This is a genomic window from Kribbella sp. NPDC020701 (assembly GCF_055562215.1).
The window spans coordinates 228297-240729 of the sequence record NZ_JBVHFT010000006.1 but is presented as its reverse complement, the minus strand read 5'-3'; the positions used below and the strand labels follow the sequence as shown (position 1 = coordinate 240729).

At 69.1% G+C, this 12433-nt stretch carries 11 protein-coding genes and 1 riboswitch; of the genes, 10 read left to right on the top strand and 1 reads right to left on the bottom strand.

The genetic code is table 11. The features are described 5' to 3' along the window. Window positions 1–5: 5 nt before the first annotated feature. Window positions 6–88: riboswitch (ZMP/ZTP riboswitch) on the bottom strand. A 143-nt stretch (window positions 89–231) separates the two neighbouring features. The 6 genes from ilvD (at window position 232) to serA (ending at window position 8643) form a co-directional block, all read left to right on the top strand. Next, complete coding sequence (gene ilvD / locus ACZ3HV_RS16730) at window positions 232–1899, top strand: dihydroxy-acid dehydratase (RefSeq protein ID WP_465685170.1); 1668 nt, start codon at window positions 232–234, stop codon at window positions 1897–1899. 280 nt (window positions 1900–2179) lie between these two features. Further along, a complete protein-coding gene (locus ACZ3HV_RS16725; protein ID WP_465685168.1) occupies window positions 2180–3928 on the top strand; it encodes an acetolactate synthase large subunit in 1749 nt (582 codons plus the stop codon). After that, window positions 3928–4563, top strand: coding sequence for an acetolactate synthase small subunit (gene ilvN, locus ACZ3HV_RS16720; RefSeq protein ID WP_465685166.1), 636 nt, complete (start codon window positions 3928–3930; stop codon window positions 4561–4563). Before ACZ3HV_RS16725 ends, ilvN begins: the two co-directional genes overlap by 1 nt. A gap of 55 nt (window positions 4564–4618) precedes the next feature. Next, entirely contained in the window at window positions 4619–5638 is a 1020-nt protein-coding gene (ilvC, locus tag ACZ3HV_RS16715) for a ketol-acid reductoisomerase (protein ID WP_360376372.1), read from the top strand. A gap of 106 nt (window positions 5639–5744) precedes the next feature. Further along, window positions 5745–6929 (top strand): S1 family peptidase, encoded by a 1185-nt coding sequence (locus tag ACZ3HV_RS16710; protein WP_465685164.1) that lies wholly within the window; start codon window positions 5745–5747, stop codon window positions 6927–6929. A 115-nt stretch (window positions 6930–7044) separates the two neighbouring features. Next, on the top strand, window positions 7045–8643 hold the full coding sequence (gene serA / locus ACZ3HV_RS16705; RefSeq protein WP_465685162.1) for a phosphoglycerate dehydrogenase: 1599 nt from the start codon (window positions 7045–7047) through the stop codon (window positions 8641–8643). Window positions 8644–8749: 106 nt separating this feature from the next. Here the strand turns inward: serA and ACZ3HV_RS16700 are convergent, their stop codons facing one another. Then, window positions 8750–9316, bottom strand: a complete 567-nt coding sequence (locus ACZ3HV_RS16700; RefSeq protein ID WP_465685160.1) for an O-methyltransferase — start codon at window positions 9314–9316, stop codon at window positions 8750–8752. Window positions 9317–9463: 147 nt separating this feature from the next. On the opposite strand from ACZ3HV_RS16700, the gene ACZ3HV_RS16695 reads away from it, so the two are divergent. From ACZ3HV_RS16695 to ACZ3HV_RS16680, 4 genes are all read left to right on the top strand, one after another. Then, window positions 9464–9628, top strand: a complete 165-nt coding sequence (locus tag ACZ3HV_RS16695; protein WP_465685158.1) for a hypothetical protein — start codon at window positions 9464–9466, stop codon at window positions 9626–9628. Further along, window positions 9625–10674 (top strand): 3-isopropylmalate dehydrogenase, encoded by a 1050-nt coding sequence (locus tag ACZ3HV_RS16690; RefSeq protein ID WP_465685156.1) that lies wholly within the window; start codon window positions 9625–9627, stop codon window positions 10672–10674. The genes ACZ3HV_RS16695 and ACZ3HV_RS16690 overlap by 4 nt, the downstream gene beginning before the upstream one ends. 71 nt (window positions 10675–10745) lie before the next feature. After that, on the top strand, window positions 10746–11837 hold the full coding sequence (locus tag ACZ3HV_RS16685; RefSeq protein ID WP_465685154.1) for a branched-chain amino acid aminotransferase: 1092 nt from the start codon (window positions 10746–10748) through the stop codon (window positions 11835–11837). Between the two features lie 123 nt (window positions 11838–11960). Then, the gene (locus ACZ3HV_RS16680; RefSeq protein ID WP_465685152.1) at window positions 11961–12368 is read left to right on the top strand and encodes a hypothetical protein; all 408 of its coding nucleotides are present in this window, start codon (window positions 11961–11963) and stop codon (window positions 12366–12368) included. The last annotated feature ends 65 nt before the right edge of the window (window positions 12369–12433 follow it).

The following is a 12433-nucleotide window of genomic DNA, read 5'->3' as shown; positions in this document are numbered from 1 at the left end:
GAGATCGGAGGCGCCCAGGCGGACGACGCCTTGCTGGTTGATTCCGCTCCCCGGTGGTACTCCACCCTCGCCAGTCGCGGTGATCCCCAGCCTAGTCCCGCCAGCTGCCGGTTCAGTCGTAGAGCGGTGCGGTGGTCGCGTACTCACGCAGATACACGATCCGATCCCCGTCGAGCCGGCCTCGAGTCGGTTCACCTGGCACAGCGTAGGCAACCGAATAGAGTGAGCGGCATGGTCGATGTGAAGCCTCGCAGCCGGACAGTGACCGATGGCCTGGAAGCCACCGCCAGCCGAGGGATGCTCCGGGCGGTGGGGATGGGGGACGACGACTGGGCGAAGCCGCAGGTCGGGGTCGCCTCGAGCTGGAACGAGATCACCCCGTGCAACCTGTCCCTGGACCGGCTCGCGAAGGCGGTCAAGGAAGGCGTGCACGCGGCCGGCGGCTATCCGCTCGAGTTCGGCACGATCAGCGTGTCCGACGGCATCTCGATGGGCCATGTCGGCATGCACTACTCACTCGTCAGCCGCGAGATCATCGCCGACTCGGTCGAGACCGTGATGGAGGCCGAGCGACTCGACGGCTCGGTGCTGCTGGCCGGTTGCGACAAGTCGCTGCCCGGCATGCTGATGGCCGCGGCCCGGCTCGACCTGGCGTCGGTGTTCCTGTACGCCGGGTCGATCATGCCGGGCAAGCTCGGCGACAAGGACGTCACGATCATCGACGCGTTCGAGGCGGTCGGCGCGTGTGTTCGCGGCCTGATCACCCAGGACGAGGTCGATGCGGTCGAGCGCGCGATCTGCCCCGGTGAGGGCGCCTGCGGCGGGATGTACACAGCCAACACGATGGCCGCGTCCGCCGAAGCACTCGGGATGTCGCTGCCGGGCTCGGCCGCACCGCCCGCGGTCGACCGTCGCCGCGACGGCTACGCCCGCAAGTCCGGCGAGGCCGCGGTCGGCCTGCTGCGGAAGGGGATCACGGCCCGCCAGATCCTCACCAAGGAGGCCTTCGAGAACGCCATCGCCGTCGTGATGGCGCTCGGCGGCTCGACGAACGCCGTACTGCACCTGCTCGCGATCGCCCGCGAGGCCGAGGTCGACCTGACGCTGGCCGACTTCAACCGGATCGGCGACCGGGTCCCGCACCTCGGCGACCTGAAACCGTTCGGCCGCTACGTGATGACCGACGTCGACCGCGTCGGCGGTATCCCGGTGGTCATGCGGGCACTCCTCGACGCCGGCCTGCTGCACGGCGACTGCCTGACGGTCACCGGCAAGACGATGGCGGAGAACCTCGCCGACATCGCACCGCCCGACGTCGACGGCACGATCATCCGCGCGCTCGACAGGCCGATCCACGGCACCGGCGGCATCACGATCCTGCACGGCTCGCTCGCGCCGGAAGGCGCGGTGGTGAAGAGCGCCGGCTTCGACTCGGACGTGTTCGAGGGTACGGCGCGAGTCTTCGACGGCGAACGCGCTGCGATGGACGCAGTCCCGGAGTTGAACCCCGGCGACGTCGTCGTGATCCGGTACGAAGGCCCCAAGGGCGGCCCCGGCATGCGCGAGATGCTCGCGGTGACCGGCGCGATCAAGGGCGCGGGCCTCGGCAAGGACGTCCTGCTCCTCACCGACGGCCGCTTCTCCGGCGGTACGACGGGACTCTGCGTGGGACACGTGGCCCCCGAAGCGGTCGACGGCGGCCCGATCGCGTTCGTCCGGGACGGCGACCGGATCACCCTCGACGTGAAGAACCGGACCCTCGATCTCCACGTCACCGAAGCGGAACTCGAACGCCGCAAGCAGGGCTGGACCCCGAAGACCCCGGCGATCACCAAGGGGGTCCTCGGCAAGTACACCCGCCTGGTCCGTTCGGCCTCCGAAGGTGCGGTCTGCATCTAAAGACAGTCATCTCATCAAATGAGACAGCTCGGTGCTGAACTTGACCCGGTCGCGGGCCGGAGGCGAATAATGCCTACATGCGATCGATTCTCCTCGTACTTGTGCGGCGCGCCGACTGACGCGACCACCGAGTCGAGCGCGCCCCTTCAGCCAACCGGCGGAAGGGGTTTTTTGTTGCCAGGGCGACTATCTGAGACCCAGAGAAGACCTGAAGACAACCACAAGCGAGGATGGATCGGTCGCGACAGTCAAATCGTGACAGGACATAGGGAAGGCACTCATGAGTGAGCAGCTGACCGGGGCACAGGCTCTGATCCGTGCACTGGAACATGCCGGAGTGGACACCGTCTTCGGCATTCCGGGTGGCGCGATCCTCCCGGCGTACGACCCGATGCTCGACTCGACCCAGATCCGCCACATCCTGGTACGTCACGAGCAGGGCGCCGGCCACGCCGCCCAGGGGTATGCCTCCGCGTCCGGCAAGACCGGCGTGTGCATGGCGACCTCCGGCCCCGGCGCGACGAACCTGGTGACGCCGATCGCCGACGCGTACATGGACTCGGTCCCGCTGGTCGCGATCACCGGGCAGGTCGCCAGCGCCGCGATCGGTACGGACGCCTTCCAGGAGGCCGACATCCGCGGCATCACGATGCCGATCACCAAGCACAACTTCCTGGTCAACGACCCGAACGACATCGCCACCACGGTGGCCGAGGCGTTCCACATCGCCTCCACCGGCCGGCCCGGCCCGGTGCTCGTCGACGTGACCAAGGACGCGATGCAGGCCAAGGTCGACTTCCAGTGGCCGACCGAGCTCTCGCTGCCCGGCTACCGGCCGGTGACCCGCCCGCACCCCAAGCAGGTGCGCGAGGCGGCCCGGCTGATCGCGGCCGCCGAGAAGCCGGTGCTGTACGTCGGCGGCGGCGTGATCCGGGCCCGGGCCACCGCCGAGTTGAAGGAGCTCGCGGAACTCCTCGGCATCCCCGTGGTCACCACGCTGATGGCCCGCGGCGCGCTGCCCGACACCCACGAGCTGCACTTCGGCATGCCAGGTATGCACGGCTCGGTGTCCGCTGTCGGCGCCCTGCAGAGGTCTGATCTCCTGATTTGTCTCGGTGCCCGCTTCGACGACCGGGTGACTGGCCGCCTCGACTCGTTCGCGCCTGACGCGAAGGTCATCCACGCCGACATCGACCCGGCCGAGATCGGCAAGAACCGCGCCGCCGACGTGCCGATCGTCGGTGACTGCAAGGAGGTCATCACCGACCTGGTCGCCGCGATGCGCACCGAGATCGCGAACGCCGGCCGGACCCCGTCGTACGACGCCTGGCGGCACCAGCTGGAGGCGGTCCGCGCCAAGTACCCGGTCGCGTACGACGAACCCGAGGACGGCACGCTGTCCCCGCAGTACGTGATCGAGCGGATCGGCAAGATCGCCGGACCGGACGCCGTCTACACCGCGGGCGTCGGCCAGCACCAGATGTGGGCCGCGCACTACCTGCCGTTCGAGAAGCCGGGCCACTGGCTGAACTCCGGCGGCCTCGGCACCATGGGGTACGCCGTGCCGGCCGCGATGGGAGCCAAGGTCGCGCGCCCGGACAAGACCGTGTGGGCGATCGACGGTGACGGCTGCTTCCAGATGACCAACCAGGAGCTGGTCACCTGCGCGCTCGAGGGCATTCCGATCAAGGTTGCCGTGATCAACAACCAGTCGCTGGGCATGGTCCGGCAGTGGCAGACGCTGTTCTACGACAAGCGCTACTCCAACACCGACCTGCACTCGGCCCAGATCCCGGACTTCGCCAAGCTGGCCGAGGCGATGGGCGGCGTCGGGCTGCGTTGCTCCGACAAGGACTCGGTCGACGCCACCATCGACAAGGCGATGTCGGTCACGGACCAGCCGGTCGTGGTCGACTTCGTCGTGCACCGCGACGCAATGGTCTGGCCGATGGTCGCGGCCGGTACCAGCAACGACGACATCCAGATCGCCCGCGACATGGCGCCCAAGTGGGACACCGAGGAACTCTGATGAGCAAGCACACGCTGTCGATCCTGGTCGAGAACAAGCACGGTGTGCTGGCCCGTGTCGCGGCGCTGATCTCGCGCCGGGGGTTCAACATCGATTCCCTCGCGGTCGGTCCGACCGAGCACCCCGAGGTGTCCCGGATGACCATCGCGGTCAGCGTGGACGAGCAGCCGCTGGAGCAGATCACCAAGCAGCTGAACAAGCTGGTGAATGTGATCAAGATCGTCGAACTCGAGCCCAGCCAGACGGTTCAGCGCGAACTGCTGCTGGTCAAGGTCAAGGCGGACACCCTGACCAGGGGACAGGTGCTGGAGACCGTCCAGCTGTTCCGTGCGAAGGTGGTGGACGTGGCTCCGGACGCGATCACGATCGAGGCGACCGGCAATCCCGAGAAACTCGAGGCCATGCTCCGGGTGCTGGAACCCTTCGGCGTCCGCGAGCTGGTGCAGTCCGGCATGGTCGCGATCGGCCGGGGCAGCCGCTCCATCTCCGACCGCACCCTGCGGCCGGTCCCGGTGCCACCGCCGCATGTCGCCTCGGGCACCCCGAACGTGCAGGCGCAACCCGCCGACCGAGCGCACCACCCGGTCCCGGCACCCCCGCCGGGCCGACCCGTGGCACCGGCCCGCCACGCCTGAACGCCGTACCGACAACACACAGAATCCGAGGAGAAGAGCCCCAGTGGCAGCAGAAATGTTCTACGACGACAACGCCGACCTGTCGGTGATCCAGGGCCGCCACGTGGCCGTGCTCGGCTACGGCTCCCAGGGCCACGCCCACGCGCTGTCGCTGCGTGACTCCGGCGTCGACGTCCGGGTCGGCCTGCCCGAGGGCTCGAAGAGCCGGGCCAAGGCCGAGGCCCAGGGCCTGCGGGTCCTCACCCCGGCCGAGGCGGTCGAGGAGGCCGACGTCATCGTCGTCCTCGCGCCGGACCCGGCCCAGCGCAAGCTCTACACCGAGGCCATCGAGCCGAACCTGGTCGACGGCGACGCGCTCGTCTTCGGTCACGGCTTCAACATCCGGTTCGGCTACATCAAGCCGCCGGCCGGCGTGGACGTGTTCATGGTCGCCCCGAAGGGCCCGGGCCACCTGGTCCGCCGTGAGTACACCGAGGGTCGCGGCGTACCCGTGCTGGTAGCGGTCGAGCAGGACGCCACCGGCAAGGCGTGGGACCTGGCGCTCTCGTACGCCAAGGGCATCGGCGGCCTGCGGGCCGGCGGGATCAAGACCACCTTCACCGAGGAGACCGAGACCGACCTGTTCGGTGAGCAGGCCGTCCTCTGCGGCGGTGTGTCGGCGCTGATCCAGAACGGGTTCGAGGTGCTGACCGAGGCCGGCTACCAGCCCGAGGTCGCGTACTTCGAGTGCCTGCACGAGCTCAAGCTGATCGTCGACCTGATCTACGAAGGCGGCATCGCCAAGCAGCGCTGGTCGGTCTCCGACACCGCCGAGTACGGCGACTACGTGTCCGGCCCGCGGATCATCGACGCGTCGGTCAAGCAGCGCATGAAGGAGGTCCTCGGCGACATCACCGACGGCACCTTCGCGGCCCGCTTCATCGCCGACCAGGACGCCGGCGCGCCGGAGTTCGCCGAGTTCCGCAAGCAGAGCGAGTCCCACCCGATCGAGGCCGTGGGTAAGGAACTGCGCGGCCTGATGGCGTGGGTCAAGTCCCACGACGACGACTATGTCGAGGGCACCTCAGCCCGCTGACGCGGCAGCACCAGAGGTCCGGGGCACCCAGGTGGGTGGCCCGGACCTCTTCTTTTGGCACAATCGATAACGGTCCCGGTCTGCACTGGGATGGGGGAGGTGACCGATGGACGGGCGCGACTTGCCCCGGCCGCCCCGCCGCGTCCCCGCGGACGCCGGCACGCTCACCCAGCTGCAGACCACGACACCCCGCACCCCCGACCCCCCGCCCCGGCAACCGTGGGTCTACGGCCGCTTCCTGGCCGGTTTCCTCGTCGTCCTCCTGATCATCGCCGCCGGCGCCACCGCGGGCTGGTTCGTCCGCGCCGAGAGCCTCCGGATCAACACCGGCCAGGTCCTCGAATCGATCGGCCACGGTGTCGTCCGGGTGCTGGCCACGACGTGTGAGGGGTCGGGCGAGGCGACCGGCGTACTCCTGGAGAACGGGATCGTCCTGACCGCGGCCTCCGCGGTCAAGACGCCGCTGTCGATCGTGATCGTGACGCCGGACAACCAGATCCGGCAGGCGAACCTGCTGGGCACCACCGCGGACGGCGTCGCCGTACTGCGGATGATCGGGCAACTCGAGGACGAACCGATCCCGCTCGCCACCGCCGATCCCGACCCGAAGTCGGAGCTCGCCCAGATCGGCTACACCGCGGCCGGCCAGCAACGCATCCAGCCGGTCGGTACGACTGAGCGCCCGCGCGCACTCAGCGAGGTGATGAACGCGGCCAAACTCGGCGGCCCGGTCGTCGACCAGAACGGCCAGGTGGTCGGCCTCGTCGTCGGCGACACGGTCCAGGCCGCCACGATCATCGGGCTCGCCAAGTTGCGCGCGTACACCGCACCGAAGCCCGTCGGCCTGACCGTCGGAGCGGGCGGTCAGTGTGCGCGGTCGCGGGGGCCGCAGAACCCGGTCGTTCCAGAATTGCAGGTAGCGAGCACCCCTCTGGCGGTGGAAGCCCAGAGGATGCTCGGCGACTATCTGACGCTGGAGAACCGGCACGACTTCACCGCGCTGCAGACGGTGTACTCCAAGTACCGGAAGAAGTCGATGAGCCCGACCCGGGACCGGGACAGCCACCAGACGTCGTACTTCTTCGATCCCAAGATCACCGGGGTGAGCGCCTACGGTGCGGACGGGGCGTACGCGCGGATGACCTTCAACGTACTGTTCTCGCCGGACGTCAAGGGTGCGGGCGGGCTGAACTGCCGCCGGTTCGACCAGCGCTACCGCTTGGTCCGGGAAGGCGGAAAGCTTGTGATGGACGGGGTCGAGATGGTGTTGCCGGGGCGGGCCTGCGACTGACCGGCATTCGGGTCCGCGCGCAGGGTCCGGAGGCGACGGGGTACCATCGGAGCAGCGGGCACAGCGCGGTGCTCTGTTCACACGAGCCCCTACCGCTTCTGCAGGAGATTCCTCCATGACTGACGTAACCCGGCCCGTCGTCCTGATTGCCGAAGAGCTCAGCCCGGCCACCGTCGAGGCGCTCGGCCCCGACTTCGAGATCCGGCAGATCAACGGCGCCGACCGCGCCGAGCTGCTCCCGGCCATCGCCGACGTCGACGCCATCCTGATCCGCAGCGCCACCAAGGTGGACGCCGAAGCCCTCGCTGCCGCCAAGCGCCTGAAGGTCGTCGCCCGGGCCGGTGTCGGCCTGGACAACGTGGACGTGAAGGCCGCCACCCAGGCCGGCGTGATGGTCGTCAACGCGCCGACCTCCAACATCGTCAGCGCCGCCGAGCTCGCGGTCGCGCTGCTGCTGGCCGCCGCGCGCCGTGTCCCGGCCGCCGACCTGTCGCTGAAGAACGGCGAGTGGAAGCGCAGCAAGTACTCCGGTGTCGAGCTGTTCGAGAAGACCGTCGGCATCGTCGGCCTCGGCAAGATCGGCGTCCTGGTCGCGCAGCGGCTGGCCGCCTTCGGCATGAACGTGATCGCCTACGACCCGTACGTGCAGGCCGGCCGGGCCGCGCAGATGGGTGTCCGGCTCGCGTCCCTGGACGAGCTGCTCGGCGCCAGCGACTTCATCTCGGTGCACCTGCCGAAGACCCCGGAGACGATCGGCCTGATCGGCGACGAGGAGCTGCACAAGGTCAAGCCCGAGGTCATCATCGTGAACGCGGCCCGCGGCGGCATCGTCGACGAGCAGGCGCTCTACACCGCGCTCAAGGAGGGCCGCGTCGCGGGCGCCGGCCTGGACGTGTTCGCGAGCGAGCCGTGCACCGACTCGCCGCTGTTCGAGTTCGAGAACGTGGTCGCTACCCCGCACCTCGGCGCGTCGACCGACGAGGCGCAGGAGAAGGCCGGGATCGCGGTCGCCAAGTCGGTCCGGCTCGCGCTGTCCGGCGAACTGGTGCCGGACGCGGTCAACGTCCAGGGCGGCGTGATCGCCGAGGACGTCCGGCCGGGGATCGCCCTGACCGAGAAGCTCGGCCGGATCTTCACCGCGCTGGCCGGCGGCGTCGCGCAGCAGCTCGACGTCGAGGTCCGCGGCGAGATCACGCAGTACGACGTCAAGGTGCTCGAGCTGGCCGCCCTCAAGGGTGTGTTCGCGGATGTCGTCGAGGACAACGTCTCGTACGTGAACGCGCCGCTGCTCGCGGCCGAGCGGGGCCTCGAGGTCCGGCTCGTCACCGACCACGACAGCCCCGAGCACCGCAACCTGATCACCCTGCGCGGCACGCTCGCCGACGGTGCCCAGGTGTCGGTGTCCGGCACGCTGGTCGGCGTCCGGCAGTCGGAGCGGCTGGTCGAGATCGACGGGTTCGACCTCGAGGTCGAGCTGTCGGCGCACCTCGCCTTCCTCACCTACGAGGACCGGCCGGGCATCGTCGGGCAGATCGGCCGCATCCTCGGCGACGCGGACGTGAACATCGCGGGCATGCAGGTCAGCCGTGACCGCAAGGGCGGCAAGGCGCTGGTCGCGCTGTCGGTCGACTCGGCGATCGCGCCGGCCGTGCTGGACGACATCGCCGGGGCGGTCCAGGCCGACACCGCTCGTACCGTGGACCTGGAGGCGTGAGTCAGTCCAACGACTGATTTACTGGAGGTGGTCAGCCGCCCGCAGGCGCATGGCGGCTGGCAAGGGCCCGAGCTCAATAGCTCGGGCCCGCTCCATGTCCGGGGGGTCAGTGCCGCGTGGCGAGGAGTACGGCGGCGTCCGGGGCGACCATCACCTCGACGGTGGTGAAGCGCTTGTCCATCAGCCACTCCTGCCGCAGCGTGTCGACGCGCCCCTCGTACATCGGCGGCCAGACCGCCGACGGCGTGAAGTCGTCCAGGACGACGAAGCCGCCGGGCTCGATCACGTCCGCGATGATGTCGCGGGCCGACAGCTTGGCCTCGCGCGCGTCGACGAACAGGAGCGCGAACGGGCCGCGTTCGATCAGTGCGGTCCAGTCGGCCGAGACGACCTCGATCCGCTCGTCATCGGCGAACAGTTCCGCCACCACCTGCGCCAGTTGCGGGTCGCTCTCCGCGGTGACGATCCGGGTGCTCTCGCCGGCGCCGCTGCGCAGCCAGGCCGAACCGACACCGCAGCCAGTCCCGAGTTCACCGAGCAGGCCGGTCTTCGACGCCGCGAGCGTGGCGAGCAGCCGGCCGGTCTCGTTCCTGGTGGAGCTGACGAATCCACGCCGACCGGACAGGCTGAGGGCCGCTGACACCAGCGGCGGCAGTTCTGGAAGAGCACTCACCGGTTGAGAGTTGCACAGCTCTGGTCCAGTACCAGCACCGGCATCTCATATTCCGGGACAACCTGCCCGCATAGTGGTGAAATAGTCGGACGTCAGAGTAAATTCGTGCACACCCTGCCGCCCGCGACCTGTTTCGGGAGGAGCAGCATGTACGAGATGTATCCAGCCAACTGGCCCGCGATCGACGCCCGGGAACGGAAGGCGACGCGCCGTCGCCGCCCGGCCCGCCCGGCGAGTGCGACCGCGTCCGAGGCCAGGGCTGTCCAAGAGGCCATGAACCGCCGCGACAATGGGGGAGAACCCGAGAAGTGAGCGACAAGAAGAACTTCACGCTGGCCGTCGTTCCCGGGGACGGGATCGGACCCGAGGTGACCACCGAGGCCCTCAAGGTGCTCGACGCGGTCGCCGCCCAGCACGGCGTGACGTTCGAGCGGACCGAGTACGACCTCGGCGCGCGGCGCTGGCACGCCACGGGGGAGACGCTGCCGGACGCGGAGCTGGAGGAGATTCGCAAGCACGACGCGATCCTGCTCGGCGCGATCGGTGACCCGTCGGTCCCGTCCGGCACGCTGGAGCGCGGCCTGCTGCTGAAGCTCCGCTTCACCCTCGACCACTACGTGAACCTGCGCCCCTCGAAGATCTACCCGTCCGTCGGCTCCCCCCTGGCGAACCCGGGCGACGTCGACTTCGTCGTGGTCCGTGAAGGCACCGAGGGTCCGTACGTCGGCAACGGCGGCGCATTGCGCGTCGGTACGCCGGCCGAGATCGCCACCGAGGTCTCCGTCAACACGGCGTACGGCGTGGAGCGGGTGGTCCGGGACGCGTTCGCCCGGGCCCAGGCGCGCCCGCGCAAGAAGCTGACGCTCGTCCACAAGAACAACGTGCTCGTGTACTCCGGTCACCTGTGGAAGCGCACCGTCGACAAGGTCGCCGAGGAGTTCCCGGAGATCGCGGTCGACTACCTGCACGTGGACGCCGCGACGATCTTCCTGGTCACCGACCCGGCGCGGTTCGACGTGATCGTCACCGACAACCTGTTCGGCGACATCATCACCGACCTGGCGGCCGCGATCAGCGGTGGCATCGGGCTGGCCGCGAGCGCCAACATCAACCCGGACAAGACCGCGCCGAGCATGTTCGAGCCGGTGCACGGCTCCGCGCCGGACATCGCCGGCCAGCAGAAGGCCGATCCGACCGCGGCGATCCTGTCCGCCGCGCTGCTGTGCGACCACCTCGGCCTGACCGAGGCCGCGGCCGCGATCGAGGCGGCCGTGACCGCCGATATCGAGGAGCGCACGGGCGCCGCTCGCAGCACCGGCGAGATCGGTGACGCCATCGCCAAGCGCGCGGCCGGGTGAGGCCCGGTGACCGCGTGTGAGGCGCTGACTGGTGCTCGCATGACCACTTGGCCAAGAGGTACGGTGCGGCTATGAGCGCCGATCTGCAGTTCACCGTTGAGCCAACCACCCATCCGGCCAGCGACGACCAGCGCGCCACGATCCTGGCGAACCCGGGATTCGGGCAGTATTTCTCCGACCACATGGCGATCGCCACGTGGACCAAGGAGAACGGCTGGCACGACGCGAGGATCACCGCCTTCGGTCCGCTGGAGCTGTCTCCGGCCACCGCGGTGTTCCACTACGCCCAGACCATCTTCGAGGGGATGAAGGCCTACCGGCATCCCGACGACTCGATCCACATGTTCCGCCCTGAGGCGAACGCGGCCCGCTTCGCGCGTTCTGCTCGCCGGCTGGCTCTTCCGGAGCTGCCCGAGGCCGCCTTCCTGGACTCGCTGCGCAAGCTGGTCGAGCTGGACAAGGCCTGGGTGCCCGGCGGTGGCGAGACGTCGCTCTACCTGCGGCCGTTCATGTTCGGCTCGGACCCGTTCCTCGGCGTCCGCCCGTCCGCACAGGTCACGTACTGCGCGATCGCGTCGCCGGCCGGGTCGTACTTCTCCGGCGGTGTGAAGCCGGTCCGGATCTGGTTGAGCGAGGAGTACACCCGGGCTGCCCCCGGTGGCACCGGCGCGGCCAAGACCGGCGGCAACTACGCCTCCTCGCTGCTCGCGCAGGCCGAGGCGATCGAGCAGGGCTGCGACCAGGTCGCCTTCCTCGACGCGGTCGAGAAGAAGTGGGTCGAGGAGCTCGGCGGGATGAACCTGTACTTCGTCCTCGACGACAACTCCGTGGTCACCCCGGAGCTGTCCGGCACCATCCTCGAGGGCGTCACCCGGGACTCGATCCTGAAGCTCGTCACCGACCTCGGCTACACCGTCACCGAGCGCAAGATCTCGATCGACGAGTGGCGTGACGGTGCGGCGTCCGGCAAGGTCCGCGAGGTCTTCGCCTGCGGCACTGCCGCGGTGGTCACCCCGGTCGCGTCCCTGAAGTGGAAGGACGGCGAGACCCAGGTCGGCGACGGCAACGGCGGCCCGGTCACCGCCGCGGTCCGCAGCGCCCTCCTCGACGTCCAGTACGGCCGCACTCCCGACACCCACAACTGGATGACCCGCATCTGCTGAACTAGTTGCCCATGACGACGACCCGCTCCGTTCGGAGCGGGTCGTTTTCAGAGGATCTTTTCAGGTCTGGGGTGTGGACGGACGGTCGCTGTTCGCGGCCGGGGTTCGATAGGGTCGGGCTGCATGAGCAGCTTCCCGGACAATGTCGAGGCCTACTACGCGGAGCTGGCCGAGCGGCGCTCATGGTCGCCCGAGACGGCCGGCGCGATCCGTGCCACCGTCGAGCTGATCCGGGATCTGGACCGGGGCACCGCGCCACGCACCTACGGCGCGCTGGCTGACGAGGAAGGCACCGACTGGCTGTACGAGGCGGTCTGGCACGAGCGCGAGTGGGTCGTGGTCCGCCAGCTCGGCGCGGCCGAGGACGGCACCATCACCCGGTACTGGTGGCAGCGCCTCGAGGACGACGAGGGCATCCTCACCGACCAGGCCCTGGACCGCGACGAATGGGGCCTGCGGCCCCTGTCCCGCGAAGACTTCTACACCGCCTGGGACGACCCCGGCTGGTCCCTCACCAGCCTCACCGCCTGAACTCCTTCGTACGCCGTAGTACTGCTGTGAGTACTGGATGTTCGTGATGCGAGACGGTCTCGCCA